General features: G+C 59.7%; 24 protein-coding genes. 13 read left to right on the top strand and 11 right to left on the bottom strand.

Annotation, left to right across the window (positions count from 1 at the left end; translation table 11 throughout):
* The first annotated feature begins 72 nt into the window (after positions 1-72).
* Positions 73-948, top strand: a complete 876-nt coding sequence (locus H8S56_RS06595) for a D-hexose-6-phosphate mutarotase (RefSeq protein ID WP_187518179.1) — start codon at positions 73-75, stop codon at positions 946-948.
* A gap of 221 nt (positions 949-1169) precedes the next feature.
* On the opposite strand, the gene H8S56_RS06590 is transcribed toward H8S56_RS06595, so the two are convergent.
* Positions 1170-2036, bottom strand: coding sequence for a MurR/RpiR family transcriptional regulator (locus H8S56_RS06590; RefSeq protein WP_024686699.1), 867 nt, complete (start codon positions 2034-2036; stop codon positions 1170-1172).
* A gap of 218 nt (positions 2037-2254) precedes the next feature.
* Between H8S56_RS06590 and zwf the strand changes: the two genes are divergently transcribed.
* Genes zwf through H8S56_RS06575 form a run of 3 tightly spaced genes read left to right on the top strand, consistent with a single transcriptional unit; the run spans position 2255 to position 5116 of the window.
* Positions 2255-3724: a glucose-6-phosphate dehydrogenase gene (zwf, locus tag H8S56_RS06585; protein ID WP_024686698.1), complete on the top strand. Its 1470-nt coding sequence runs from the start codon at positions 2255-2257 to the stop codon at positions 3722-3724.
* Positions 3711-4424: a 6-phosphogluconolactonase gene (gene pgl, locus H8S56_RS06580; protein WP_024694313.1), complete on the top strand. Its 714-nt coding sequence runs from the start codon at positions 3711-3713 to the stop codon at positions 4422-4424. The genes zwf and pgl overlap by 14 nt, the downstream gene beginning before the upstream one ends.
* A gap of 17 nt (positions 4425-4441) precedes the next feature.
* Positions 4442-5116, top strand: a complete 675-nt coding sequence (locus H8S56_RS06575) for a bifunctional 4-hydroxy-2-oxoglutarate aldolase/2-dehydro-3-deoxy-phosphogluconate aldolase (protein WP_024694312.1) — start codon at positions 4442-4444, stop codon at positions 5114-5116.
* Positions 5117-5292: 176 nt separating this feature from the next.
* Here the strand turns inward: H8S56_RS06575 and H8S56_RS06570 are convergent, their stop codons facing one another.
* A complete protein-coding gene (locus tag H8S56_RS06570; RefSeq protein ID WP_080266060.1) occupies positions 5293-5535 on the bottom strand; it encodes a DUF3820 family protein in 243 nt (80 codons plus the stop codon).
* 219 nt (positions 5536-5754) lie between these two features.
* On the opposite strand from H8S56_RS06570, the gene H8S56_RS06565 reads away from it, so the two are divergent.
* Positions 5755-6225: a PA2169 family four-helix-bundle protein gene (locus H8S56_RS06565; protein ID WP_187518178.1), complete on the top strand. Its 471-nt coding sequence runs from the start codon at positions 5755-5757 to the stop codon at positions 6223-6225.
* A 46-nt stretch (positions 6226-6271) separates the two neighbouring features.
* On the opposite strand, the gene H8S56_RS06560 is transcribed toward H8S56_RS06565, so the two are convergent.
* From H8S56_RS06560 to H8S56_RS06540, 5 genes are all read right to left on the bottom strand, one after another.
* The gene (locus H8S56_RS06560; RefSeq protein ID WP_187518177.1) at positions 6272-7810 is read right to left on the bottom strand and encodes a sensor domain-containing diguanylate cyclase; all 1539 of its coding nucleotides are present in this window, start codon (positions 7808-7810) and stop codon (positions 6272-6274) included.
* 189 nt (positions 7811-7999) lie between these two features.
* Positions 8000-9364, bottom strand: coding sequence for a heavy metal sensor histidine kinase (locus H8S56_RS06555; protein ID WP_024694310.1), 1365 nt, complete (start codon positions 9362-9364; stop codon positions 8000-8002).
* Positions 9354-10031, bottom strand: a complete 678-nt coding sequence (locus tag H8S56_RS06550; protein WP_024694309.1) for a heavy metal response regulator transcription factor — start codon at positions 10029-10031, stop codon at positions 9354-9356. Before H8S56_RS06550 ends, H8S56_RS06555 begins: the two co-directional genes overlap by 11 nt.
* A gap of 10 nt (positions 10032-10041) precedes the next feature.
* Positions 10042-13143, bottom strand: a complete 3102-nt coding sequence (locus H8S56_RS06545) for a multidrug efflux RND transporter permease subunit (protein WP_187518176.1) — start codon at positions 13141-13143, stop codon at positions 10042-10044.
* The gene (locus tag H8S56_RS06540; RefSeq protein ID WP_024694307.1) at positions 13140-14306 is read right to left on the bottom strand and encodes an efflux RND transporter periplasmic adaptor subunit; all 1167 of its coding nucleotides are present in this window, start codon (positions 14304-14306) and stop codon (positions 13140-13142) included. The genes H8S56_RS06545 and H8S56_RS06540 overlap by 4 nt, the downstream gene beginning before the upstream one ends.
* Positions 14307-14600: 294 nt before the next feature.
* Between H8S56_RS06540 and H8S56_RS06535 the strand changes: the two genes are divergently transcribed.
* The 7 genes from H8S56_RS06535 (at position 14601) to H8S56_RS06505 (ending at position 21511) form a co-directional block, all read left to right on the top strand.
* Positions 14601-14984 carry a hypothetical protein gene (locus H8S56_RS06535; RefSeq protein WP_152534850.1) on the top strand — a complete coding sequence of 128 codons (384 nt, stop codon included), beginning with the start codon at positions 14601-14603 and terminating at the stop codon, positions 14982-14984.
* 330 nt (positions 14985-15314) lie between these two features.
* Positions 15315-15899: a fimbrial protein gene (locus H8S56_RS06530; RefSeq protein WP_024686688.1), complete on the top strand. Its 585-nt coding sequence runs from the start codon at positions 15315-15317 to the stop codon at positions 15897-15899.
* A 61-nt stretch (positions 15900-15960) separates the two neighbouring features.
* Entirely contained in the window at positions 15961-16704 is a 744-nt protein-coding gene (locus H8S56_RS06525; RefSeq protein ID WP_187518175.1) for a fimbrial biogenesis chaperone, read from the top strand.
* 136 nt (positions 16705-16840) lie between these two features.
* Positions 16841-19408: a fimbria/pilus outer membrane usher protein gene (locus H8S56_RS06520; RefSeq protein WP_456239162.1), complete on the top strand. Its 2568-nt coding sequence runs from the start codon at positions 16841-16843 to the stop codon at positions 19406-19408.
* Positions 19405-20187: a fimbrial biogenesis chaperone gene (locus H8S56_RS06515; protein ID WP_024686686.1), complete on the top strand. Its 783-nt coding sequence runs from the start codon at positions 19405-19407 to the stop codon at positions 20185-20187. The genes H8S56_RS06520 and H8S56_RS06515 overlap by 4 nt, the downstream gene beginning before the upstream one ends.
* Position 20188: 1 nt before the next feature.
* Positions 20189-21193: a fimbrial protein gene (locus H8S56_RS06510; protein WP_024686685.1), complete on the top strand. Its 1005-nt coding sequence runs from the start codon at positions 20189-20191 to the stop codon at positions 21191-21193.
* A gap of 93 nt (positions 21194-21286) precedes the next feature.
* Positions 21287-21511, top strand: coding sequence for a hypothetical protein (locus H8S56_RS06505; protein ID WP_024686684.1), 225 nt, complete (start codon positions 21287-21289; stop codon positions 21509-21511).
* A 1-nt stretch (position 21512) separates the two neighbouring features.
* Here H8S56_RS06505 and H8S56_RS06500 read toward each other — a convergent pair whose 3' ends face one another.
* The 4 genes from H8S56_RS06500 to H8S56_RS06485 all read right to left on the bottom strand — a co-directional run bounded on the left by H8S56_RS06500 (position 21513) and on the right by H8S56_RS06485 (position 24151).
* Positions 21513-22265: a YkgJ family cysteine cluster protein gene (locus tag H8S56_RS06500; RefSeq protein WP_187518173.1), complete on the bottom strand. Its 753-nt coding sequence runs from the start codon at positions 22263-22265 to the stop codon at positions 21513-21515.
* Between the two features lie 98 nt (positions 22266-22363).
* Complete coding sequence (locus tag H8S56_RS06495; RefSeq protein ID WP_187518172.1) at positions 22364-22687, bottom strand: hypothetical protein; 324 nt, start codon at positions 22685-22687, stop codon at positions 22364-22366.
* Between the two features lie 43 nt (positions 22688-22730).
* A complete protein-coding gene (locus H8S56_RS06490; protein WP_187518262.1) occupies positions 22731-23192 on the bottom strand; it encodes a GNAT family N-acetyltransferase in 462 nt (153 codons plus the stop codon).
* Positions 23193-23254: 62 nt separating this feature from the next.
* Complete coding sequence (locus H8S56_RS06485; RefSeq protein ID WP_187518171.1) at positions 23255-24151, bottom strand: chemotaxis protein; 897 nt, start codon at positions 24149-24151, stop codon at positions 23255-23257.
* Between the two features lie 457 nt (positions 24152-24608).
* On the opposite strand from H8S56_RS06485, the gene H8S56_RS06480 reads away from it, so the two are divergent.
* Positions 24609-25133 carry a disulfide bond formation protein B gene (locus tag H8S56_RS06480; protein WP_187518170.1) on the top strand — a complete coding sequence of 175 codons (525 nt, stop codon included), beginning with the start codon at positions 24609-24611 and terminating at the stop codon, positions 25131-25133.
* The last annotated feature ends 119 nt before the right edge of the window (positions 25134-25252 follow it).

Genomic DNA, 25252 nt, shown 5'->3' with positions numbered 1-25252 from the left:
GTGCTTTGCGGGCAGCCTGGCTGCCCGTTTTTTATGGGTTTGATTTCTTTTTTTTTCAGGACGCGATTGGCGATGACTTCCGACGACGCGCAGATGTCCGAACATCCCCTGCAACGTTTCTTCAGATCCCGACGCGCCCGCCCGACGTTCGAGTGGGAGCGTTATCAACTGCGTGATGTGCTGGTGATCGATCACCCGCAATGTCAGGCAGTGTTCAGCAGACAAGGTGCGCAGTTGTTGCACTTCCAGCCTCGCGACCAGAAACCCTGGCTCTGGTGTGCGGCGCAGTGGCCGCAGGTCGGGGCGATTCGCGGCGGCGTGCCGGTGTGCTGGCCCTGGTACGGCCGGCATCCGGGCGAAAGCGGCTGGCCTGCCCACGGCTGGGGACGCCTGCTGGACTGGAAGCTGATCGACAGCCGCGAAAGCGAGGCGGGGGTCTGTCTGCACTGGCGCTTGCAGCTCTGGGACTGGCAGGTCGACCTGCACGCCGAACTGGGGCAGGGCATGGAACTGAGCCTCAGCACGTGCCACGAGGACAGCGAGCCGTGCCATTTCAGCCATGCGCTGCATGCCTACTGGCGTATCGGCGACGTGGCTGACGTCGCGCTGCAAGGTCTGGACGGCGCGCAGGGTTATGACGAACTCAGTCGGCAGGCGTGTCAGCAGCAGGGTGAGCTGCGGGTGGCAGGTGGCTGTCAACGGGTCTTTGAGCACGAGGGCGCGCTGCAGCTTCAGGATCCGGTATGGGAGCGACGATTCAACATCGACACGGGCGACAGCGCCAATACGGTGGTCTGGCACCCCGGCAGCAGGCCGCTGCTCGGTGTGTGCGGCAGCGAGACGGCTGGCTTTGTACGGGTGGAAGCCGCGTCAGGCAGCGGCGACAGCTTCAGCCTTGCGCCGGGTCAGCAGGCGCACCTGAAGCTGCAGGCGCAACTGGCGTATTGAGCGTTGGCTTGTGACAAACAGGTAGCTTACTGAGCAAGCCGGTTTTTGCAGGAGGCGGTGAGCCGTTGGCAGGGGTGGTCCAGTCGCTGACAGGGCGTACTGGAAACCGCATCGCCGGCAAGCCGCCTCCCGCAATCCGGTGTTTGCTGTGAGACAGCGCGGCCCCGAAGAGGCGACGCTGTCTCACATCGTTCAATCGCGTTAGTGCAGGTATGTCCCGCTCAGCCCTGATCCTCGACCGGATAACGGCTGTCGTTGAGGCTTTCCTTGATCTTGCGCAGATGCGGCTGGAAGTCCACGCCGCGGCGCAGGGTCATGCCAGTGGCCAGTACATCCAGAACCGTCAGCTGAATGATTCGCGAGGTCATCGGCATGTAAATGTCGGTGTCTTCCGGTAGCGGAATGTTCAGGCTGACAGTGCTGGCCTGCGCCAGGGGCGAGCCTGCCGCCGTCAGGCCCAGCACCGATGCGCCGTTGGCCCGTGCGATGCGCGCCACTTCTACCAGCTCGCGTGTGCGGCCGGTGTAGGAAATGATCACGAACAGCTCGCCGGTGTGTGCCACCGAGGCAATCATGCGCTGCATCAGCACATCGGCATGTGCCGTCACTGCCAGGTTGAAGCGGAAGAACTTGTGCTGCGCATCAAGCGCCACAGGTGCTGAAGCGCCCAGACCGAAGAAGTGGATCTGGCGCGCCTGAATCAGCATGTCCACCGACTTGCTGATCAGCGCCGGGTCCAGTTGCTGGCAGGCGCTGTCCAGCGAAGCAATGGCGCTGCCAAAGATCTTCTGGGTATAGGCCTCGGGGTTGTCGTCGGCCTCCACCGCACGGCTGACGTAGGCCGCACCACTGGCCAGGCTCTGGGCCAGTTGCAGCTTGAGCTCTGGATAACCGCTGACACTGAACGAGCGGCAGAAACGGTTGACGGTCGGCTCGCTGACCTTGGCAGCCTGCGCCAGCGCGGCAATGCTCAGCCGCGTGGCCATCTGCGGGTTGAGCAGAATCACCTCGGCCACCTTGCGTTCGGCCTTGTTCAGCTCGTCGAGTCGGCCCTGGATTTGCTCCAGGAGGTTTCGAGTGCGGTCCATTCAGAGTCCTTGTCGGGGCTTGTTCACCAACGGTTTTGTCTCGGGCTTTTATTAGCCCTTTAGCCTGTAGCAAAGGTGGCCTATCGTACTGAGGGCCTGTGTTGATCACCACTGGAATATGCTTTTAGGCAGAATGTTGTGGTTATTACTACATATGGCCTTGAGTAACGCCTTTAAAAAAGGTATTTGTAGCTTAACTTGATAAAAGAACCAACATTATGCCCTTGATAACGGTTGAGCCGTGCACATTTGCCCTGTTTGGTGCCTTGGGGGACCTGGCCGTCCGCAAGCTGTTCCCCGCTCTTTATCAGCTTGATCGCGCCGGATTGCTGCATGAAGACACGCGAATTCTTGCCTTGGCGCGTGAACCAGGTGACGAACAGTCGCACTTGGCCCATATCGAAAAATCCATGCGCCGCTTCATTCCGGAAGCGGAGCTTGAAACCGACAACGTTGCGCGTTTTCTCGGACGCCTCAGCTACCTGCACGTCGACTTCCTCAAGGCCGAGGACTACGTCGCGCTGGCCGAGCGCGTAGGCAGCGCCGAAACCCTGATTGCCTACTTCGCCACGCCTGCATCGGTGTATGGCGCAATCTGTGAAAACCTGGCATCGGTCAACCTGGCCGATCGCACGCGCGCCGTGCTGGAAAAGCCCATCGGTCACGACCTGGCCTCTTCGCGTCGGGTCAATGATGCCGTGGCGCAGTTCTTCCCGGAAAACCGCGTTTATCGCATCGACCATTACCTGGGCAAGGACACCGTACAGAACCTCATCGCATTGCGTTTCGCCAACAGCCTGTTCGAAACCCAGTGGAACCAGAATCACATTTCCCATGTGGAAATCACCGTGGCCGAGAAGGTCGGCATCGAGGGCCGTTGGGGCTACTTCGACCAGGCCGGCCAACTGCGTGACATGATTCAGAACCACTTGTTGCAACTGCTCTGCCTGATCGCCATGGACCCGCCCAGCGACCTGTCTGCCGACAGTATTCGTGACGAGAAGGTCAAGGTGCTCAAGGCCCTGGCACCGTTCAACCCCGAGCGTCTGGCGACCCAGGTCGTGCGCGGTCAATACACCGCCGGTTACAGCGAAGGCAAAGCGGTACCGGGTTATCTGGAAGAAGAGAACTCCAATACTCAGAGCGACACCGAAACCTTCGTCGCCTTGCGGGCCGATATCCGCAACTGGCGCTGGTCGGGTACGCCGTTCTACCTGCGGACCGGCAAGCGCATGCCGCAGAAGCTGTCGCAGATCGTGATCCACTTCAAAGAGCCGCCGCACTACATCTTTGCCCCTGAGCAGCGTTTGCAGATCAGCAACCGTCTGATCATCCGCCTGCAGCCAGACGAAGGTATTTCCTTGCAAGTGATGACCAAGGACCAGGGCCTGGACAAGGGCATGCAACTGCGCAGCGGCCCTCTGCAACTGAATTTTTCCGACACCTACCGCAGCGCTCGGGTCCCCGATGCCTATGAGCGGTTGTTGCTGGAAGTCATGCGTGGCAATCAGAACCTGTTTGTCCGCAAAGATGAAATCGAGTACGCGTGGCAATGGTGTGATCAGTTGATCGCAGGCTGGAAGAAGGCGGGCGACGCGCCCAAGCCTTACGCCGCCGGATCCTGGGGACCCATGAGTTCCATTGCTCTGATTACTCGCGACGGGAGATCCTGGTATGGCGATATGTGACCTTGAGCTGCCAGCAGGGCTGGTGGCACGTGAATTCGATAACCCGCAGCAACTGGCCGATGCGCTGGCTGCGAATGTGGCCGAGCGACTGAAGTCGGCCATCGGCGAAAACGGTCTGGCGACGCTGGTGGTGTCCGGCGGGCGCAGCCCGGTGGCGTTTTTTCAGAGCCTGGCGCAACAGCCGCTGGACTGGAGTAAGGTGGTCATCAGCCTGGCTGACGAGCGTTTTGTGCCCACCGAGCATGCCGACAGCAATGCCGGGTTGTTGCAGCGTCACTTGCTGCAAGGCCCTGCGGCCAAGGCGAAGTTCCTGGGGTTGTACAGCGTCGCGGGCAGCCTTGAAGAAGCCGCACTGGCGGCCGATCAGGCGCTGGCTGAGTTGCCGCCTATCGATGTGCTGATTCTGGGCATGGGCGATGACGGGCACACTGCGTCCCTGTTTCCCCACAGCCCCAACCTGACCGAGGCCTTGAGCCTGGAAGGCGAGCGGCGTTGCCTGCCGATGCTGGCACCGACCGTGCCGCATCAACGACTGACCCTGACCCGTCGCCTGCTGGCGTCGGCGAAGCTGCCGATTCTGTCGGTTTCCGGGCAGGCCAAACTCGACACACTGCGTGCGGCGCTGGCGGGCGATGATCTCGCCCTGATGCCGGTCCGTGCCTTTCTAGAACCGTCCCTTGAGATTTACTGGTGCCCATAAGTAAAGGAAGCGTCGCCATGACACAGAACGAAAATAATCAGCCGCTCAACAGCATGGCGAACAAGATTGCCCAGATCGACGAACTCTGCGCCAAGGCGAAGATTTTGCCGGTCATCACCATTGCCCGTGATCAGGACGTGCTGCCGTTGGCCGACGCCCTGGCTGCAGGCGGCATGACGGCGCTGGAAATTACCCTGCGCTCAGCGTTCGGTCTGAGCGCGATCCGTATTCTGCGCGAGCAGCGTCCGGAGCTGTGCACCGGCGCTGGCACTATCCTGGACCGCAAGATGCTCGCCGATGCCGAAGCGGCTGGCGCGCAGTTCATCGTGACGCCTGGCAGCACGCAGGACTTGTTGCAGGCTGCGCTCGACAGCCCGTTGCCTTTGTTGCCGGGCATCAGCAGCGCGTCGGAAATCATGATCGGCTACGCCATGGGTTATCGCCGCTTCAAACTGTTTCCGGCAGAAATCAGCGGCGGTGTGGCAGCGATCAAGGCATTGGGCGGTCCGTTCAATGAAGTGCGCTTCTGCCCAACCGGTGGTGTCAACGAACAGAACCTCAAGAGCTACATGGCCCAGCCAAACGTCATGTGCGTAGGCGGTACATGGATGATTGATAACGCGTGGGTCAAGAATGGCGATTGGGGTCGTATTCAGGAAGCGACTGCGCAGGCTTTGGCGTTGTTTGACTAAGGCGGTTTCAAACGCGTGGCCTGCCACACGCAGGGTTTGCTCGGTCTTTACGTTTTCACGGGGCGCGCCTGACAAGCGCTGAGTCAGTCAGGCGGCACCCCGGCACAGAAGTTGTTGTTGGTTGTATGGCTTTGCGGTGTGCCCTGGTCCGGCACACCGTTTTTTTTTGCGCCTACTTAAGCTCCGCGGTCCTTGTAGGACTGGCGGGGGCGAGTGCGTATCGGGTCCAGTATCTCGCTGAGGCCGTTATGATCAATCTCCTGCATCAAGGCCAGCAGGCCACCCAGCTCACCTTTTGGAAACCCCTCGCGAGCGAACCAGTTCAGGTAATGGCCGGGCAGGTCGGCGATCAGTCGTCCCTTGTACTTGCCAAAGGGCATCTCCTGGGTGACCAGCAGCTTGAGTTTTTCAGGATTCATGGGCGCGACCTTCTGTCATTTCACTTGAACCAACACGATACGTGCATTCTGCATGCAGGCCAAAGGTCAGTTCATGCAGAACTCACGACAAACGATTTGTGAAAATTTCGTAAATTGCTGAATTTAAAGGATTAATTTTTTTCAAAAAGTTGGCATGACGACTGCAATCTTCTAGGCAGAAGTAACTTTCGTATCAACCTGCCATTAGGAAATTATCAAATGACTGATATCAATAAAGAAACGATCTCTATCCTGAATGACCTGATCGAAACCAGCATTGACGGCGAAGAAGGCTTCAAGACCAGCGCAGAAAATGCAAAAAGCGCGCAGGTCAAAACGTTCCTGGCACGTCGCTCCACCGAAGTGGGCGCTGCGGTCCGTGAGCTGCAGCAGCACGTGACTCAACTGGGCGGCAAGCCAGAGGATTCGTCGAGCGTATCGGCCGATATCCACCAGGCATGGGTCAAGTTGAAGACCGTGTTCACGAGCAATGATGACAAGGCTGTGCTGGAAGAAGCCGAGCGCGGCGAAGACGTTGCCAAGAAGGCCTACAGCAAGGCACTGGAGAAGTCGCGCGAGAAGGGCGTTTCCCCTGCTGTTATCGCCGTGATTGAAAAGCAATATCAAGGCGTGCTGAAGAACCACGACGAAGTCAAAGCACTTCGTGACGCAGCCCGCGCTGCAGCGTAATTCGCTGCAACGCACGTTAAAAAACGCCAGCTAGCCTGGCGTTTTTTTATGCCTTCGATTCACTGCCATCCGCAACGCTCAATGCGGCGCTGTGCAGTTCCACCCGGTTACGCCCATTGTTCTTGGCCTGGTAAAGCGCCTTGTCTGCGAGACCAAAGAACGCCGTCAGTTTGTCACCCGAACGAACCCTCTGCGATGCAACGCCAATGCTGACCGTGATCGGCTGTTCATCGCCGGGGAAGGTCGGTATCGCTTCAATGGCCTGGCGCAGATTTTCAGCCAGACTCAACGCGCCGTTACTGTCAGTTTCCGGCAGCACGACCACAAACTCCTCGCCACCATAGCGTGCCGCCATGTCGCCAGGCCTCCTGATGTTTTGCGCGATGGTCTGCGCCACCTTGCGCAGCGCCTGATCGCCGCCCTGGTGTCCGTGGCGTTCATTGAACGCCTTGAAATGGTCGACATCGATCATCAACAGCGACAGCGGATGACCGGCGCGTTGCGCGCGAGCCCACTCGGTTTCCATGGCTGTATCGAGCTGGCGCCGGTTGTCCAGTCCGGTGAGGCCGTCCGTGGCCGCAAGGCAGGCCAGTTGGTCTTCGGCGCTGTGACGCCTGCGCAGTTCGCGACACAGCAGCCCCGTCAGCCATAAAATACCAAGACAGAGCACGCTGGTCGCCGAACCGACCAACCATGCGTTGCGCCGCCAGACCTCATAGACCTCTTCCTCGGACTGACCGATGACCACAATCAACGGCAGATTCCCCACGCGGGAAAAGGTATAGAAGCGCTGTGCGTTCAATTGGGTTGACCAGCCCGAGAAACTGCCTTCACCTTCGGCCAGCATGCGCTGGAAATTGGCGGTATGGCTGTAGTCCCTGCCGATCAGATCGTGCCCGTCTCTTTCGGGGTAACGCACAATCAGAATTCCCTGAGTGTTGATCAGGTTGATGCTGCTGTCGTTGCCCAGCTTTTGGCTCATGAACAACTGCTTGAAATACACCAGGCGCATGGCCGCGCTGGCGATACCCAGAAATTCACCGTTGGGGCCTGACATTCTTCGACTGAAACCGATGCACCAATCCTTGTAACCCCAGCGGGTCTTGTAGGGACGGCTGACATGCAATTCCAGAGACGGATCAGTGGCGTGATCCTTGAAGTAAGAGCGGTCCGAAAAGTTATCGTCGCGCGGGATGACGGAGAGTGAGTCCGCCAGTATTTCCCCACGGTTATTGAGCAATACCAGGTCGCCTTTGTAAGGGGCGGCTGTGGAGCGATCAAACAACACCAGTTGACGCAGTTCCGGCGACAGGCTCATCAGGTCATCGCGTTGCCAGGCTTTGATCATGCCTTGCAGGGAAGAGTCGTACAGTTCGGCATTGCGCATGACGTCAGCGTCGATCAACTGCACCATGTTGGAGGCGGTTTGTGCCGCTGAGAGCGCTGTATCACTGCGTTCACGCACCAGCAGGAACGCAACGATGCTCAAAATCGAAAGTACGGACAGCGAGCTGCCGAAGATGAGCATGAGTTCCGGACGAGACCACCTGAAAGACGCGGCTTGGGTGGATGCAGACAACATCATGGGTCGTACTACCTGCAAACGAATGATTCTTAATAAATGGTTTTGATAATTAACTTTATTATAAGTGTTGTGGTGGGCGCATATATAACACGCCTCCCGTGGCGCTAATAAGGGAGGGGGATGAATAAAAGCAATTTAAATGAAGGCCTTGCCGTCGCCTATCAAACGCCGCTGCGGGTATTGCACGAATCAGCGCGGAAGACTGAGGCCGAATGTATTGATGCCGTGCTCGCTATTAACAAATACCGAACCGCCGTGCATCAATGCGATGGCTTTGACAATGGCCAGACCCAGGCCATGATTCGCGCCACTGTTGCTGCGCGATGCATCGACCCGATAAAACCTTTCGAACAGCTTGGGCAAGTGTTCTTCAGCGATAGGCGCGCCCGGATTGGCCACGCCGATGCTGACGTGATCGGCCCGTGCCCGAATGGTCACGTGAATCTGTTCGCCTGCCTGGGTGTGCTGCACAGCGTTGTGCAGCAGGTTGATCAATGCGCGGCGCAGATGAGCCTTTTCGATGGGCAGGCTGGCATCACCTTCGACCTGCACCCGAACCTGAGCGTCTTCAAGGATGAAGTCCAGATAATCCAGCGTGGTGGCGACTTCCTCGGCCAGCGAGGCATGGGTCAGTTCCTGAACCTTTGTGCCCTGATCGGCACTGGCTAGAAATAGCATGTCGTTGATGATCGAGCGCAGGCGTTCCAGTTCTTCCAGGTTGGATTGCAGCACCTCGAAGTAGTGCTCGGCGGAGCGGCCCCTGGTCAGGGCGACCTGGGTCTGGCCGATCAGGTTGGTCAGCGGCGAGCGCAGTTCGTGGGCGACATCGGCGTTGAATGACTCAAGTCGCGAATAGGCCAGCTCAACGCGTTCAAGCGTCGAATTGAAGGACGCCACAAACTGCTCAAGCTCTGGCGGCAATGGAGACAGTTGCAGGCGGCCGGACAGCCTCGGCGGCGAGAGCTTCTGTACTTCAAGCGATAGCGTCGCCAAGGGGCGCAAGCCAACCCGCGCCACCCAGTAACCCAGCGCTGACGCCAGCAGAACCCCCAGCGCCGAGAAACCGAGCAGTGCGACCAGCAGCGAATGCTGAGTGTGCCAGAACGTTTCGGTGTCGATGGCGGTGAGGAAGCGCAGGGCAGGGCGCTGATCCTTGGGTTCGAACTCGCTGACCAGTACCTTGAAGGCGAAAGGATGGTCGGCCAGTTTCAGGTCGTGCATGCCCACAGGCCCTTGGGCAAATCGGCGGATATCCGCGTCAGGGCGACCGAATTCGTAGAGCGGATCGTCGCTGACCACCCAGAATCGCAGGCGTTTGTCTTCTTCGCTGAGCAGGTTGAGTTTGGTCTTTATCTTGGCCCAATGCTCCGGCGTGCCGTAGCGATTGACTGCCGATTCCAGCACGCTGTAGCGCGCATCCACTTCGGCGCGTGGCAACAGGTCCAGGCTCTTGTCGACTTGCAGGTACAGCGCCCAGCCAATCAGCATGAACACGCCCAGCGCCACAAGCGCGAAAAGGCCGCTCAAACGCAGGGCAATCGAGTCAATCCGCACTGCGGTTCTCCAGCACGTAGCCCATGCCGCGAATGGTGTGCAGCAACTTGTGCTCGTGCGGGCCGTCGAGCTTGGCGCGCAGGCGCTTGATCGCGACCTCGACCACGTTGGTGTCGCTGTCGAAATTGATGTCCCAGACCATTTCAGCGATGGACGTCTTGGACAGAATTTCCCCTTGGCGTCGGGCCAGTACGCTCAGCAGTGAGAATTCCTTGGCGGTCAGTTCCAGGCGCGCTCCGGCACGGGTCGCCTTGCGACTGATGAGGTCTATCCACAGGTCAGCGATGCTGATCTGCACAGGCTCGTGGCCGCCGCTGCGCCGGGTCAGCGCTTGCATGCGCGCCACCAGCTCGAGAAACGAAAACGGTTTGCCCAGGTAATCGTCTGCACCTTCGCGCAGCCCGCGAATGCGATCATCGACCTGCTCGCGGGCGGTGAGCATGATGACGGGCGTCTGTTTGCGCGCCCGCAGTGCGCGCAATACGCCGAAGCCGTCCAGGCCGGGCAGCATCACGTCCAGAATCATCACGGCGTAATCGTTTTCCAGCCCCAGGTGCAGCCCTTCAATGCCGTCGCGGGCCACATCCACGGCGTAGCCTTGTTCCGTTAGGCCGCGACGCAGGTAGTCCGCAGTTTTCTCTTCGTCCTCGATAATCAGCACGCGCATGTAGCGACTCTCACTTGTGAATGGCCAGTGCGGGTGCAGGCGCAGGATGACGCCGATGGAATAGCCGCTCCAGTTGCAGGTAGATGACCGGTGTTGTGAACAACGTAAGCATCTGGCTCACCAGCAGCCCGCCGACCACGGCGATGCCCAAAGGCTGACGCAGTTCTGCACCCACGCCGAAGCCCAGCATCAATGGCAACGCGCCAAGCAGCGCCGCCAGCGTGGTCATGATGATCGGTCGAAAGCGTGTCATACAGGCTTCGTAGATCGCTTCCTGAGGCGTCAGTCCCTGCTCGCGTTGCGCCTGCAAGGCAAAATCGACCAGCAGGATACCGTTCTTCTTGACGATACCGATCAGCAGCACCACCCCGATCAGCGCCATGATGGAGAAGTCCTGCCCCATCATCCACAGCAGCAGCAATGCGCCGATGCCTGCAGACGGCAGCGTCGAGATGATGGTCAGCGGGTGCACGAAGCTTTCGTACAGCACGCCCAGAATGATGTACACCGCCACCAGTGCGGCGAGGATCAGCCACGGCTGGTTGGCCAGCGAACTCTGGAACGCCTGAGCTGCGCCCTGGAAGCTGCCGATGATCGAGGCCGGCATGCCGATCTCGGCCTTGGCCTCGTTCAGCATGCGCACTGCATCACCCAGTGCGACGCCGGACGCCAGGTTGAAGGACAGGTTGGCGGCGGGGAACATGCCGTCGTGGCTGATCGACAACGGCCCCATGCGTGGCGCGCTGACTTTCGCCAGGGCCGACAGCGGCACCATTTCGTTGGTCAGCGGCGAGCGGAGGTAAAAGTAGGCCAGGCTCTCGGCCTTGCCGCGCTGCTGGGCGTCGAGTTCAAGGATCACTTTGTATTGGTTGACCTCGGTCTGGTATTCGCTGATCTGCCGCTGACCGAACGCGTCATACAAGGCCTGGTCCACGTCGGCGGTGGTCAGTCCGAAGCGTGCTGCCGCACTGCGGTCGATATCGATGTGCGTCACGCTGCCGCCCAGTTGCAGGTCGTTGGACAGGTCACGGAAGGCCGGGTTTTCACGCAGTTTTTCAGTCAGGCGCTGGGTCCAGGTATTGAGCAGCGGCCCGTCGTTGCTCTTGAGCACATATTGATACTGGCTGCGGCTGGGGCCGGAGCTGAGGTTGATGTCCTGTCCGGCGCGCAGGTAAAGGACGATACCGGGCACCTTGGCCAGCTTGGGGCGCAGGCGGTCGATGAACTCACTGACCGATACGTCGCGTTCAGAGCGCGGTTTGAGTGAAATCCAGAAGCGGCCGTTGGCGATGGTCTGGTTGCTGCCCGACACACCGACCGAATGGGAGAACGCCAGCACTGCCGGGTCGGCACCGACGATTTTGGCCAGCGCCAGGTGTTTTTCCACCATGTCCGGGTAGGAAATGTCGGCGGCGGCCTCGGTGGTCCCCAGTGCGAAGGCCGTATCCTGAATCGGGAAGAAACCCTTGGGGATGATGATGTAGCCCACGACGGCGAGGCCCAGCGTCAGGCCGAACACGCCGAGCATGATCCGCTGGTGCGCCAGCGCCTTGCGCAGGCCTCGCTCGTAAGTGGCCAGCAAGCGCTCGCCGAAGCCTGGTCTGGAATGCTTGGCGTGCGACGGCGCGCGCATGAACAGCGCTGCCAGCGTCGGTGCGAGGGTCAGCGACACCACCACCGAAATCAGAATGGTCGCGGTGGCCGTCAGGGCGAACTCCTTGAACAGTCGCCCGACCACACCTCCCATGAACAGCAATGGAATGAACGCCGCGATCAGCGAGAAACTGATCGAGACCACGGTGAAGCCGATTTCCCCGGAGCCTTTGATCGCGGCCTCGCGCTTGTTTAGTCCGGCTTCAAGGTGTCGGTGGATGTTCTCCACCACCACAATGGCATCGTCCACCACAAAGCCCACGGCGACCACAATCGCCACCAGTGTCAGGTTGTTCAGGCTGAAACCGAACAGGTACATCATCGCGAAGGTGGCAATCAGCGAGACGCCCAGCACCGCACTGACAATCAGGGTTGCCGACAGCTGACGCAGGAACAACGCCATGACGGCGACCACCAGCAGCACCGCAATCAGCAGCGTCAGCTCCACTTCGTGCAGCGAGGCGCGGATGGTGCGGGTCCGGTCGTTGAGCACCGAGACATCGACCGCGGCGGGGAGCATTTCCTGCAGGCGCGGCAGTTCGCGCTGAATGCGATCGACGGTTTCGACAATGTTGGCGCCGGGCTGGCGAAAGATGGCAATGTTGACGCCCTGCTGATCGCCTGACCATGCCTTGACGTAGGCGTTTTCCGAACCGTTGACCACCCGGGCCACATCACTCAGGTGCACCGGCGCGCCATCCTTGTACGACACGATCAGTTGAGCATAATCCTGCGGCTTGAATAACTGGTCGTTGGAGGACAGTGTCGAGATGCTGTCCTTGCCATACAACGCACCCTTGGCCAGGTTCAGGCTGGTCTGTTGCACGGCCTGACGAATGTCGGCGAGCGTCAGGCCCAGCGCGGCGAGCTTTTCGGGAGCGGCCTGCACGCGGATTGCCGGGCGTTGCTGACCGGTGATGAACACCTGCCCGACGCCTTCGACCTGGCTGAGTTGCCGCGCCAGAATGGTTTCGGTCACGTCGCTCAGTTCGGTGCCCGGCATCAGGCTGGAACTGACGCTGAGGATCAGGACCGGGCTGTCGGCCGGGTTGACTTTGCGCCAGGTCGGCAGGTTGGGCATGTCGGCGGGCAGACGTCCGGCGGCCGTGTTGATCGCGGCCTGCACTTCCTGAGCCGCGGTGTCGATGCTCTTGTTGAGCGTGAACTGCAAGGTGAGGTTGGTCGACCCCAGCGCACTGCTGGAGGTCATTTGCGTCATTCCCGGTATGGCACTGAACTGCACTTCGAGGGGCGTGGCGACAGACGAAGCCATGGTTTCCGGGCTTGCGCCGGGAAGCTGGGCGCTGACCTGGATGGTGGGGAATTCGGCTTCCGGCAACGGCGCAACGGGCAGGCGCGGAAACGCGATGACACCCAGCAGCACCAGCGCGAAGGTCAGCAGTAACGTGGCGACCGGGTGATCGATGCACCACGCCGATACCGAACCCCGGCCTTTCACAGCGCACGCTCCACGTTTGCCGTGCGGTTGTCATTGGCCGCGCTGCTCAGTACGTCGACCGACACCCCCGGCTTGAGGCGTGACTGGCCATCACTGACCAGCGTGTCTCCGGCCTGCGGGCCGCTGATCAGGATTTGCTCGCTGTCCTGATAAAGCACTTTGACTGGCACCACCTCGACCTTTTTATCGGCCGTGACCCGGTAGACGAAATGCTGATCCATGCCGCGCTGTACCACCTGAGGCGCGACCTTGAGCGAGTTGCGCTCGATGCCGGTCTGGATCTTCACGGTCACCAATTGCCCAGGCCAGAGCCGCTCGCCAGGGTTCTGGAACTGCGCCTTGGCGCGGATCGTACCGGTGGTCGCCGAGACCTGATTATCGATCAACGACAGCGTGCCTTCGCCCAGCAACAGACCGTTGGCTGCACTGTCACCCTGATAGGCCTTGACCACTGCGCGTGTCGTGTTGCCGATCAGCCCCTGAAGGGTGGGCAGCATCTGTTGCGGCAAGGAGAACTCCACTGAAATCGGGTCGATCTGGGTCACGGAAAACAGCCCGGCGGCATCGGTCACACGCATGAAGTTGCCCTCATCGACATTGCGAATCCCGACCCGGCCGCTCACCGGGGAGCGGATCTGTGTATAGGAAAGCTGGACCTGCGCGGCATTGATACTCGCTTCGTTGCCCTGCGCGGTGGCGCTCAACTGCCTGACCAGCGCCTGTTGCTGATCATAGGTCTGCCTGGAGATGCCGTTGTCTTCGGTGAGCTGGCGATAGCGCTTGAGGTCGAGCTGGGCGACGTCCAGTTGAGCCTTGCTCTGCGCCAGTTGCGCCCGGGCCTGCTCCAGTGAAGCGCGGATTGATCGGTCATCGAGCGTGGCCAGCAGCTCGCCGACCTTGACCTGCTGGCCTTCCTTGACCAGCACTTTGGTCAGGATGCCGTCCACTTGCGGGCGGATCACCACGCTTTGCAGCGACAGCACCGAACCGATGCCGGTCACGAAACGCGGCACGTCCTCCACTTGCACCGTGACCACTTTGACGGGGACTGCGGCAGGCGCACTTTTCTGTGCTTTGGCGGGGCGTGTCAGGCTCCAGCCGACAACAGCGATCAGAAGGGCGATCAGGGCGACAGCAGTGACAGTCAGTGTCTGTTTACGCATGTGGAGAAGGCGCCGGAAGAGTCAGAGTGAAGCAACGAAGGTTATGGCGTTCCTTATAGCCTGCAAACCCGGTCAGCAGAATGACTTTCAGCTGTCAGGATTGTCAGGAAGCCGCCACAGCACCTGTTCGCGATCAAGAAAATCCGCGCGTGGGCGATATAACGATAGAGGGTGTACGCGTCCAGATAATGAGTGAGTCCTAGGATAATTCCTACTCTTTCCTAAGGTGACTTCTGGCGGCGGTTTGATCCTTCAACTTAACTCAACGTTTCCGCTTATTGTGTGGGGTCTGGCATGAACACTACCGCGTTATTAGGCAACCGCGTTCTGCGGGTGCTGTTCGCTCGCCCCGTGTGCGCGACAGGATTGTGTATGTCTTTACTGTTTTCGCCAGCACTTTGTTTTGCCGAGGGCGGAGCCTTGAGTTTTCATGGGGCGGTGGTCAATCCCGGTTGTGAAGTGTCGGCCGTTGATGCGAAACGCGTGGGTGAACATGTGCGTTTCTTGCAGGCGACGCCAGAGGTCACGCTTCAAGTCAGTACAGTTGATCCTAATTGTTCTGCACAGTTTGTCTCGTTCAGTGTGCACTACGAGGCGATTCCCGTTATCAGCCAGAACGACGCGCCCACCTCAATGGTCACTTCGCGTTTAGGGCTGGTGACATTGACTTATCAGTGATGTTGTTGCGTTGAAACCCTTCTGCATTGCGGCATCTGGCGCGATGCATCTTTTACTGCAGGCCTGCTCTGGCTGGCCTGTCACGTCAAAACGCTTGTGTTCCAAATGCAAACATTTGCCTGATCTTTGCACGTGGGTATTGTGCGTAAGTCTTTAAGATCGTGGCGTGTACGGCACACCTCGTTAATCCTACAGAAAAGTACTGCGTTTGCTGTTGTGTTGTCCGTGTATTCAAAGTCTTTAGCCTGACAGCGGTTAAAAAGTCTGAGACCTATAGTGCTCGCCGTCCGATGAGGGCACACACGAAACAACACAAGGATGGTAGTTAGCATGAAAAAGCTTTCTCTGACACTGGCAGTCATGGGCGTACTCGGTCTCGGCATGGCAGGTACCGCCAGCGCCGCGAATAACGGCAAACTGATCTTTAACGGAACACTCACCAATATTTCTTGTGATGTTGCGCCGGGCACGGGTGTAAGCCCCGGCAGCAACCCGGGTGAAATTAACGTGGACATGGGCAACGTATCGTTTTCCGATATCGGCGTGTCGCAAGACGCCAAGTATGAAACTGCGATGCCGATCCAGTTACTGGTCAACTGCAGTGCGGGCGCCGACCAGTACAACATGGTGAAGATGCGTTTTACCGCACGCAATGGCAGCGGGCTGGACAACAACGACCCGAAACTGCTGCGCACCACCGGTGCGGCTGATGGCGTGGGCATCGGTCTGTTGAACGCCTCCAATGTCCTGATGGACCTGAGTGGCACCGAAACCATCGACACCTCGCTGGTCAAGGACAATGCTGGCGGTGCCACGGCCGAAATCAACTTCGGTGCGGTCTATGTGCTCAACGGGACACCGACCAATCCGGGTAACGCCGATGGCTTCATGCCGTTCGTGATGGACTACGAGTAACTGCCTGACAGGGCGGGCCTGGCTCGCCCTGTCTCACGCCAATCAGAGACGAGCAACCCGTATGCTTTTCGACTGTATCCGTTGCATTGCGCTTGTCGTGATGGGGTTAGCCGTGCCTTCGGTTCACGCCGGGATTGTGCTGAACACCACGCGTGTGATTTACCAGGGAAGCGACAAGGAAGCGAGCCTGGGCGTCCAGAACAGTGGCGCCGGAGAAATTCTTTTGCAGTCCTGGCTCGAAGCGCAGGGTTCTGCGGGCAATGACGCTGCGCAGGACATGCCGTTCATCGTCACGCCAGCGTTGGCACGTATGTCGGGCGGTAGCCGGCAACTGCTGCGCATCATTCATTCCGGGGCCGGCATGCCCGCGGACCGTGAGTCCGTGCTTTGGCTCAACGTTCAGGAAATTCCCCAGACAGCTGCGGAAAACACGCTGCAGATCGCCGTACGTCAACGCATCAAGGTGTTCTTCAGGCCCGAGGGGCTGGTCGGGGATCCGCTACAGGCGCCTGGAAAACTGCGCTGGCGTCGGGGCGGCAACGTGCTGCATGTGGAAAACCCCGGCCCTTATCACGTCTCGATGCTCAGGCTTTCCGCTCGCCAGCGGGGTGTCGAACTGGCCGGTCTGGACCGCCAGATGCTTGCACCACACCAAAGCCTGAGCCTACCCCTTGCGGACGGCAACAAGGCTGCGCTTCTGGAGGTGAGTTTCATGAGCATCAACGACTTTGGCGGGCAGGTCGCTTACCGCAGCGTGCTAAGCGAAAACGGGGTGGGTTACGCCAGCAAGGCCGTGGATCGATAGCGCCTCGGCCCTTCATGCATGACGTTCATCGAGTGCTTGTACATCAAGGTCCGTGCAAGACGACGGTCCTGTCGCCGTGCGCGCGTGAAGGGATTACGCGGTGTGCGGTCTATCCGACGTAGAGTGAAAATCGCTAATGGAATGGCATAAAAAAGACAATGACGCGACGACTGCTGCGTCTCTTTACCCCTGTCCCGAACGGGGTAAAAGACGTTGTTCTATCAGACTGCGCATGCGTTATCCGATGGGCATGGGGCTTGTACTGAGCGTTTCCATTTCCGGGTTTGCGGCACCTTTGGTAGACACTGGCGACGATTCGACAGTGAAATTCAACACGGCCTTTATTCAGGGCAGCGATCAGCCGCCCGATCTGAAAGAGTTCCTGCGCGCCAATAGCGTGCTGCCCGGTACGTATCGGGTGGATATCTACGTCAACCGTGCGTTGAGCGGCCGCCGCGACGTGGTGTTCTCGAAAAATCCGCGCTCCGGGGCAATCGAACCGTGCCTGACCCTGGAGATGCTGCAGGGCCTGGGGCTTGATCCCGCCCGCCTGTCTGTGCCGGGCGACGTCGAGCAGGCCTGTTTCGATCTGCCCGCCAGGGTCGAGTTCGCGCGGGTCGATTACAACCCCAACGCGTTGCGTCTGAGCATCAGTGTGCCCCAGGCGGTGATGGCGCGCGGTGCCCGAGGTTACGTCTCGCCGCAGCTGTGGGATGAGGGCGAAACGGCCGGTTTCATCAATTACACCGCCAACGCTGCCAGACGCCGCAGTCGCGACCGTGAAACCGACCAGTATTATCTGGGTATGCGCAACGGCCTGAACCTGGGGGCCTGGCGGCTGCGCAACGAGTCCTCGCTGGTGTACGGCTCCGACCGCTCGTGGCGTTTTCGCGGCAATCGCACCTTTGCTCAACGTGACCTCACCACCCTCAAGAGCCAACTGACGATCGGCCAGACCTTTACCGATTCGCAGGTCTTCGACAGTGTGCGTTTTCAGGGGGCGTCCATCGTTTCTGACGACGGGATGCTCCCTGACAGTGAGCGCACCTACGCACCGGTTATTCGCGGTATTGCGCAAACCAATGCCACGGTGGAGGTTCGGCAGAATGGCTTTATGCTTTACAGCGGCAGCGTTTCGCCCGGCCCCTTCGAAATCACCGATATCTACCCCAGCGGATCCAATGGTGATCTGGCGGTCACGGTGATCGAAGCCGACGGTCGTCGTTACTCGTTTATCCAGGCCTACGCGTCGCTGCCGATCATGGTGCCGGCCGGTGCGCTGCGTTACAGCCTGGCGGCGGGGCAGGTCGACACCGATAACCAGGCCTCGCCGACGTTTACCAGTGCGGCCTTGATCTATGGGCTCTCCGAACGTGTTACCGGTTTCGGTGGGTTGCAACTGGCGGGCGACTATCAGGCCGGCAATCTGGGGGCCGGGGTGAACACTGGCGTGGGCGCGGTGTCGCTGGATGTGACTCATTCGGTCAGTCAGCCAGACCAGCGGACCCTCGCGGGACAAAGCCTGCGGGTACGTTATGCCAACACCCTGAACGTTACCCATACCACGCTTGCGGTGGCCGGCTATCGGTATTCCACCGAACAGTACCGAACGCTCGGGCAGTACGTGGCCGAGACTGATGGCCGCACTGACAGATCACCTGGCGGTTGGCCCAGAGACCGGCTCGAGCTCAATGTCACGCAAGTGCTGCCCGTCTGGAACGCATCGCTGAGCCTGACCGCTTCCGAACAGCATTACTGGAATCTGCCCGGCAAGACCCGGCAGCTCTATCTGTCCTGGAATGCTGCCTGGCGTTCACTCAATTACAGCGTGTCGATCGAGCGCAACGAAACGTTCGGTCTGATGGGAAATGCGACACCTGATAATCGCATCGCCCTCAGTGTGACCTTGCCGTTGGGCTCCAGCCCGGGTGCTTCGCGCCTGTCGTTCAATGCCGTGCGTGACAGTACCGGCGAGTACAACGTGCAAACCGGCCTCAATGGTCAGGTGCTGGATGATCGCAACACGTTCTACTCGGTCCAGGCCGGACGTGATAGCCGCTCTGGCAGTTTCGGTGCTGGCAAGCTCAACACCACGACACCGTTCGGGCGTTTCGAGGCCGGTTACAGCCAGGGTCAGGATTACGATGCCTTCACCCTGGCAGCATCCGGGTCAGTGGTCGCTCACGCCGGAGGAATCAATGCCGGTCAATCGCTGGGTGAAACCTTTGCCCTGGTTCACGTCCCCGAGGTGGGCGGCGCACAACTCAAGTCATTCAATAACGTCGCAACGGCGTCCAATGGCTACGCGGTGCTGCCTTATGCGCAACCGTATCGCACCAACTGGGTCAGCCTGGACACCCGGCAACTGGGAGCCGACATCGAGCTGGAAAGTGCGATCACGCAGATCGTCCCGCGTCGAGGTGCGATACCGCTGGTGCACTTCAAGGCAGCCACGGGCAGGCGTGTGCAGTTTGAACTGGTTCGCGCAGACGGCAGCAAGGTGCCGCTGGGTGCCAGTGTCGAGGACGAGCAGGGCAGGTCGCTCGCGGTGGTGGACCCGAGCAGCCAGGCACTGGTGCTGAGCGATCAGGACAGCGGGCGGTTGCAGGTTCGCTGGTCCGATCAGCAGTGCCAGGCGTCTTTCACGCTGCCGCCTCGGGATCCGGCCCGAGCCTACGAACGCTTGAAGGTGATCTGCCAATGACTGTTCGTCGCAGCTTGCAACGCCTGCTACCTGCGTTGCTGTTGTCGGCGAGTGTCGAGGTCCAGGCCGCGCTTTCGCTGACGGGGACGCGGTTGATTTTCGATGGACGCTATCGAGAAGCGAGCCTTGACGTCAGCAACCGGGGACACGATGAGGTGCTGGCTCAGGCCTGGCTCAGTGACCCGCGCGATGACGACGACACTCCTCTGGCACAACGACGCACTTTGCCTTTTGTCGTCACGCCACCGTTGTCGCGACTGGCTGCCGGCGGCCGGCAGACGCTGCGCGTGCTGTATCAGGGTGCCGGAATGCCGCAAGAGCGGGAGTCCCTGCTGCACCTCTACGTGCTTGAGGTGCCGCAGCGCCACGATGGTATTCGTCAGCTCAACATCGCTGTGCGACAGCGCATCAATGTCTTCTACCGACCTGTCGGGCTTGAGGGCGATCCGGCTGACACCGCCGAACGATTGAACTGGACGCTGACCCGCCGCGAACAGGGTGGTTTGTGGCTACACGTCAGTAATCCGACGGCCTACTACGCGTCGCTGGAAAGGCTCAGTCTGGATGATATGCAGGTCACCGGCTACGTCATGCTGGCGCCGGGTGCCCGGCTCGAATTCCCGTTGCCTGAGCGCGAACGCAAACATTTTTGGCGACGGCTGTCGTTCGAAGCACTCACCGACTATGGCGGGCGGCGTCGCTTTTGCGCGTACCCGAATGGACAGTCGTCATTCACCGCCAGCCTGCTGGACAACACTTCGCTTCAGGAAAAATGCTGACATGAAACTCTTGCCCAATCGTCGCTGGTTGCGATCCATCGTGCTGTTATCGCTACTGGCCCCGACACCCGGATTCGCGCTGGTTTGCCGAACCCAAGGCTCGGGTGAAGTCGCCATTCGCGATCAACTGAGCAGTACCGTAGCCATTCCCGCGTCCGTGGCCAATGGGGAAATCGTCTGGCGTTCCGAGCCTCTGGATATTCAGGTTGAATGCGTAAAGGACGATCAGCCATTGGTTCAGGAAGAGGTCATGCTCTCCCTCAACCCCGATAACGTTGCTGTCGGGCAGGGGATTCGCGCCGGTCTTACGCTCAATGGGGTCGATTACGTGCAGAGCAGTGGACGCATCGGCACCGGTCACTACCTGCCCGTCTGTGATGAAGAAGAGGCGAACCTCGTTGATTGTCCAGTTATTCGCTTCAATCTGGCGTTTTCAGTGTTCATCCAGAAGTTCGGCTCCACGCCGCCCTCGGGTGTGGCGAGCGAACTGCCGGAATACCGGTTCTTTCAGCTGGGCAGCAGCCTCGCAAGGCAATCCGAGCCTGGCCGCAGCCTGAGTTACGTCATCGACAACCTGAACGGCATGCGCTTTGTGGCCTGCGATGCCGAGTTGCAGGTCCTTCCGCAAACCGTGGAGTTCGGTGAGTTGCCTATCCAGCAGGTAGTCATCGGCAAGGTATTCGCCAAACAGCCGTTTGCCCTGGTCACCAGCCGTACCTGTGATTCACCCTTCAGCATCAATGCCCGGTTTCGCCCGGTCAGTGGCACGGTGTCCGAAGCCGGGGTGCTGCTGGTGCCTGCCGCCAATGATTCGTTAGGCATCCGGATCGCCAGTGCGGTCAATGGCGAGTCACTGCGTTACAACGAGCCTTTCTATTTGGCCGATCTGCTGGGCGAAACCCATTCGGCACAGGCCGACTTCGATGCCGAACTGGTCTGGAACAGCGCCAGGCCTCGGGTCGGGCCGTTCGACGCCGAGATCATGGTGGATCTGTTCTACAAGTGATGGCGACAGGAGGCTCGGGCGGCCGCGCGGCGATTGATGTATGCTGCGCGGCCGCGGGCCATCGCCCGGTCATTTCGACTTTCTGGTGACACCATGAACACCCCTGAACACACTCCTGTTCAAGACGCCGCAACCGATTCAGTAGATGCCGTTGAGACAAAGCCGGCAATTGCACCGTTCAGCTTTCCGTTCAAGCCTTCGCAATTCGCTCAGGCGAAGAAAGACCAGGCCTGGTATCAGAAGTCGAACAAGCCTGGCCACCACAAGACCCCAGGGGCTGCGCCGTCCGGGACGCGTCGCTCGATGGGCAAGCGCTGATTCAGGCCGCCTGCAGCGGGATGAACAGGTAGGAGACCGGCTCCCTGCCCGTCACTTCGGCACCTGCCTGTTTCAAGGTGTCGATGACCGTCTGTCCTGCCACATGAAATTCCCAGCCTTGATCCTCAAGTGCTTCGCCCTCGTTGCTTACGCCCTGCGCGATAGCCTCTGCGAACGCCGCCATGTCCGGTAGATAAGCGACAAATCCGTTGCCCTTCAGGGCCGTGGTGCGAATACCCAGCCGCTGGCAGATGGATTGCTTGGCCTTGATCTCATCCCGGTCTGCCTGACGCGACTGCTCGATCAGGGCCATGAGGTGCGTGTCCACCAGTTTGCCGCCTACGATCAGGTCCGGCCCCTGTTCCCAGGACTCCGGGGGACAGCCCTTGGTTTCCGGCCGCAGCGGGATGTGCGGATTGATCTCCATCGGGTAGATGCGGCACACCAGCGGGCGACGCTCGTAAATACGACACAGGTTTTCTTCGTCAAGATTCCGGCAGCGGCCCACGTTGTAGGCGGCGAAGGTGATGGCGACATGAGCTGTTGTCTGCCCTGTGTTCACTTCGGTCGAGCGCCGGGTGGCGTGCGCCAGTTGTGCTTCGGGAACGCCATAACCGTTACCCAAAAAGGCCTCGGTCAGAACGATCACAGTGCCGCCATCTGCTGCCCACTGGGTGGCTTCAGTGAGGGTGAGCGGTACATGGTGATCGGTGCAGCAACCGCCGCAGCCGGTGCAGGAAAACTGGGTGTTCATGGTGTCGGTGACCTGTCCAGGACGAGAGCCGGAGGTGGCGACATTTCTGTCGCCGTCCAGGCGGATGAGGGACAGGAAGCAAGTTGCGCGCCAGTGATCTAACGGGACGGGGAAGGGGTGATGCTGTCCCATTCAGTCACGCTGGCTTGCCTGCTTTTGCGGTTGTACAGACACAGTTCGGTGCCAGGGCGGTTATTCATGTGTTTTTGCGGGTAACGGCCTTTGAGCAACAAGGCGCTATAGCCAACGCGATCATCGAACTGGGCGCTGGTCCCGACAGGGGCCGGGGTCTTGAGTTGGCTGGCCTTGAGGCAGCTGTCGAGCATCGCTTTGTCCAGCGCACTCCAGGCCTGAGGGGTAGCGGCCTCAGCCTGAGCGGCGACAGCGGCCAGGCCAGCCAGCAGCAGGATCGATGCTTTCATCACGTTCTCCAGGTGCAGTGTATCGGGCGCAAATTATGCCAGATCAGTTCAGGTCTACGGCCAGACGAGCGACGTAGGACATGTCTGATTTTTCATAGAGACGCCTCGCCACTCGATTGTTTTCCATGACTTTGAGGTCGGCGACCGCTTCGCCAGACTGGATCAGGTGGACGAACAGGTGGCTGAGCAACGCTGCGCCAATACCCCTGTTTCGGTAGTCGGGGTGAACAACCAGGTCCTTGATGAAGGCGCTGGTCCAGCAGGTGATGACCCCCACCACGCGTTCACGATTGATCGCCAGAAAGCAACGTGACCGGTCGAACTCCGGGTCGCGTTCGAACGCGTTTAGCCAAACCGCGTAGCTCGCCAACGGCCCTTCGCCCGGCATAGGGTTGTGCGACAGCAGATGGTGGGCCTGAAGGCTCAGATCAGACGTCAAGACGGCGGGCGCCGTGCCCGCTGGCCAAGGTGCGGCACATATGGGCCTGGCGAGATCCCGACGCATCAGCCAGCAATGCGAGGGCGATGCGTCGCCAGGTCCGGGGTTGGCCGGGCGCGCAGGACGAATCAGATGCCCTGGGCCACGACCGTGCGGGCGGCTTCGATCAGGCATTTGGTCAGTTCGGGCGATGAGAACTTGGTCAGGACAGCGTTGGCACCGGCAATCTTGGCTTTCTCGCCGTTCATTGCGCTGTCGAGCGAGGTGTGCAGCAGGATGTACAGGTCGTGGAAATCAGGTGTATCACGCAAGGTGCGGGTCAGTGCGTAACCGTCCATCTCCGACATCTCGATATCGGAGACCACTACGTTGATCTGCGCCGCCGTACCTTGCAGCTCCAGCAGCACGTCGATGGCTTCCCTGGCGCTTCGGGCGGTGTGGCAGTTGATACCCAGATTGCGCAACGTGATGATCGACTGTTGCAGGGCGACCTGACTGTCGTCGACGACCAGGATTCGCGCTTTTTCCAGTGCCTCGACATCTTCCCTGGCCAGCTCGGTCGACTGCACGACGATCTGTGCCGGAGCGATACCGTGGATGACTTTTTCGATATCCAGCACCTGCACCAGCACACCATCGACCTGCGTCACCCCGGTGATGAACGACTTGCTGCTGGAACCGTAGGGCGGCGGACGGATATCGGTGGTCAGGCAGTGCACGATCTTGCTGACCGCCTGCACATGCAGACCTTGCTTGGAACGACTCACGTCGGTCACGATCAGGCAGCCGCCATCGGGATCGGCCAGCGGTCGCTCACCGATGGCGCGGCTCAGGTCGATGACCGACAGCGATGACCCACGCAGGGTCGCGACGCCTTTGACGTGCGGATGCGACTCAGGCAGATGGGTCAGGGGAGGGCAGGGAATGATTTCGCTGACCTTGAGCAGGTTAATCGCCATCAGCTTGCCGCTGCGCAACGTGAAAAGGAGCAGCGAGAGTGAATCTGCTCGGACGTTCTTGGACATATGAACCTTCTGGCTATAGGTGTCTCGTCGCATCGAGGCGACAAACATCTTTCTCTGACAGGTTATCGACCCGTGGCGTTCTGGCTTTAGGATTATTACAGGATAGCGATTCCCGGCGCCAAGGCCTGAGGGTGCGACAAAATACCGCGCCTTCTATATATAGAAGAGGTGCGACAAACTGACGCATGCTTCTATATATATAGAAGAGAAACGATTTCGCGCTCAGAAGGGTCGACCGCGCCAGGTCGGTACCGCCTGGCGGGCGATGCAACCATCCAGCGGCCAAATGCACCGTACAGCCGCCGCGCGCTTGAGTTGTCGGCAGCAGCGAACGATTATCGCGTGCGATCCGGATCCGGCGATTCTACACTGCGCCCCGGTACGATCTGGCCAGACGGGCAAACACGCTGGGCGCGTGGCTCCGTCAACCCCTTCAACAGTTCAGTAAGGTATGTGAATGAGCGACAACCTGTTGTACCTGCGACGCGAAAAGCGCTTTCTGGTTTTGCTGGGGATCATCTGCCTGTCCCTCATCGGCGGAGCCCTGTACATGCAGATCGTGCTGGGCGAGGCACCGTGCCCGTTGTGCATCCTGCAACGCTATGCGCTGTTGTTCATCGCGATCTTCGCCTTCATCGGCGCGGCGATGCCGGGCCGGCGCAGCGTGACGCTGTTCGAAGTGCTGGTAACCCTGGCTGCACTGGGCGGTATCGCCGCAGCGGGTCGCCATGCCTGGATTCTGGCTCATCCCGCCGTCAGCTGCGGTATCGACACGCTGCAACCGATTATCGACGGTCTGCCGTTGGCGGATCTGATCCCGGTCGTGTTTCAGGTCAGCGGTTTTTGCACGACCCCATATCCGCCAGTCCTGGGTTTGTCCCTGGCGCAATGGGCGCTGGTCGCCTTCGTTTTGACTGCTTTGCTGGTGCCCGTCTGCGTCATTCGCAACCGGCGTAAACCTTACGGAATACAAGGACTTTAGTTTGAAAAGCCTCGAGAAATCGGGGCTTTTTTCTCGTCCCGAGAGGCCGATAGAGTTTTATTGTTACCGAATCAGAAATTAACTGTTGCAAAATTAGGCATAGTCATTAAAAATTTACA

The organism is Pseudomonas triticifolii (genome assembly GCF_014358015.1).
In the GTDB taxonomy this organism is placed as follows: Bacteria; Pseudomonadota; Gammaproteobacteria; order Pseudomonadales; family Pseudomonadaceae; genus Aquipseudomonas; species Aquipseudomonas triticifolii.
The sequence above is the reverse complement of the archived record's forward strand: the minus strand, read 5'-3'. Positions and strand labels throughout refer to the sequence as shown.

What these genes read in the sequence shown, in the direction of transcription:
- H8S56_RS06595 (WP_187518179.1), top strand. Translation starts at nt 73, where the DNA reads ATGACTTCCGACGACGCGCAGATGTCCGAACATCCCCTGCAACGTTTC.
- H8S56_RS06590 (WP_024686699.1), bottom strand. Translation starts at nt 2,036, where the DNA reads ATGGACCGCACTCGAAACCTCCTGGAGCAAATCCAGGGCCGACTCGAC.
- zwf (WP_024686698.1), top strand. Translation starts at nt 2,255, where the DNA reads ATGCCCTTGATAACGGTTGAGCCGTGCACATTTGCCCTGTTTGGTGCC.
- pgl (WP_024694313.1), top strand. Translation starts at nt 3,711, where the DNA reads ATGGCGATATGTGACCTTGAGCTGCCAGCAGGGCTGGTGGCACGTGAA.
- H8S56_RS06575 (WP_024694312.1), top strand. Translation starts at nt 4,442, where the DNA reads ATGACACAGAACGAAAATAATCAGCCGCTCAACAGCATGGCGAACAAG.
- H8S56_RS06570 (WP_080266060.1), bottom strand. Translation starts at nt 5,535, where the DNA reads ATGAATCCTGAAAAACTCAAGCTGCTGGTCACCCAGGAGATGCCCTTT.
- H8S56_RS06565 (WP_187518178.1), top strand. Translation starts at nt 5,755, where the DNA reads ATGACTGATATCAATAAAGAAACGATCTCTATCCTGAATGACCTGATC.
- H8S56_RS06560 (WP_187518177.1), bottom strand. Translation starts at nt 7,810, where the DNA reads ATGATGTTGTCTGCATCCACCCAAGCCGCGTCTTTCAGGTGGTCTCGT.
- H8S56_RS06550 (WP_024694309.1), bottom strand. Translation starts at nt 10,031, where the DNA reads ATGCGCGTGCTGATTATCGAGGACGAAGAGAAAACTGCGGACTACCTG.
- H8S56_RS06540 (WP_024694307.1), bottom strand. Translation starts at nt 14,306, where the DNA reads ATGCGTAAACAGACACTGACTGTCACTGCTGTCGCCCTGATCGCCCTT.
- H8S56_RS06535 (WP_152534850.1), top strand. Translation starts at nt 14,601, where the DNA reads ATGAACACTACCGCGTTATTAGGCAACCGCGTTCTGCGGGTGCTGTTC.
- H8S56_RS06530 (WP_024686688.1), top strand. Translation starts at nt 15,315, where the DNA reads ATGAAAAAGCTTTCTCTGACACTGGCAGTCATGGGCGTACTCGGTCTC.
- H8S56_RS06525 (WP_187518175.1), top strand. Translation starts at nt 15,961, where the DNA reads ATGCTTTTCGACTGTATCCGTTGCATTGCGCTTGTCGTGATGGGGTTA.
- H8S56_RS06520 (WP_456239162.1), top strand. Translation starts at nt 16,841, where the DNA reads ATGGAATGGCATAAAAAAGACAATGACGCGACGACTGCTGCGTCTCTT.
- H8S56_RS06515 (WP_024686686.1), top strand. Translation starts at nt 19,405, where the DNA reads ATGACTGTTCGTCGCAGCTTGCAACGCCTGCTACCTGCGTTGCTGTTG.
- H8S56_RS06510 (WP_024686685.1), top strand. Translation starts at nt 20,189, where the DNA reads ATGAAACTCTTGCCCAATCGTCGCTGGTTGCGATCCATCGTGCTGTTA.
- H8S56_RS06505 (WP_024686684.1), top strand. Translation starts at nt 21,287, where the DNA reads ATGAACACCCCTGAACACACTCCTGTTCAAGACGCCGCAACCGATTCA.
- H8S56_RS06500 (WP_187518173.1), bottom strand. Translation starts at nt 22,265, where the DNA reads ATGAACACCCAGTTTTCCTGCACCGGCTGCGGCGGTTGCTGCACCGAT.
- H8S56_RS06495 (WP_187518172.1), bottom strand. Translation starts at nt 22,687, where the DNA reads ATGAAAGCATCGATCCTGCTGCTGGCTGGCCTGGCCGCTGTCGCCGCT.
- H8S56_RS06490 (WP_187518262.1), bottom strand. Translation starts at nt 23,192, where the DNA reads ATGCGTCGGGATCTCGCCAGGCCCATATGTGCCGCACCTTGGCCAGCG.
- H8S56_RS06485 (WP_187518171.1), bottom strand. Translation starts at nt 24,151, where the DNA reads ATGTCCAAGAACGTCCGAGCAGATTCACTCTCGCTGCTCCTTTTCACG.
- H8S56_RS06480 (WP_187518170.1), top strand. Translation starts at nt 24,609, where the DNA reads ATGAGCGACAACCTGTTGTACCTGCGACGCGAAAAGCGCTTTCTGGTT.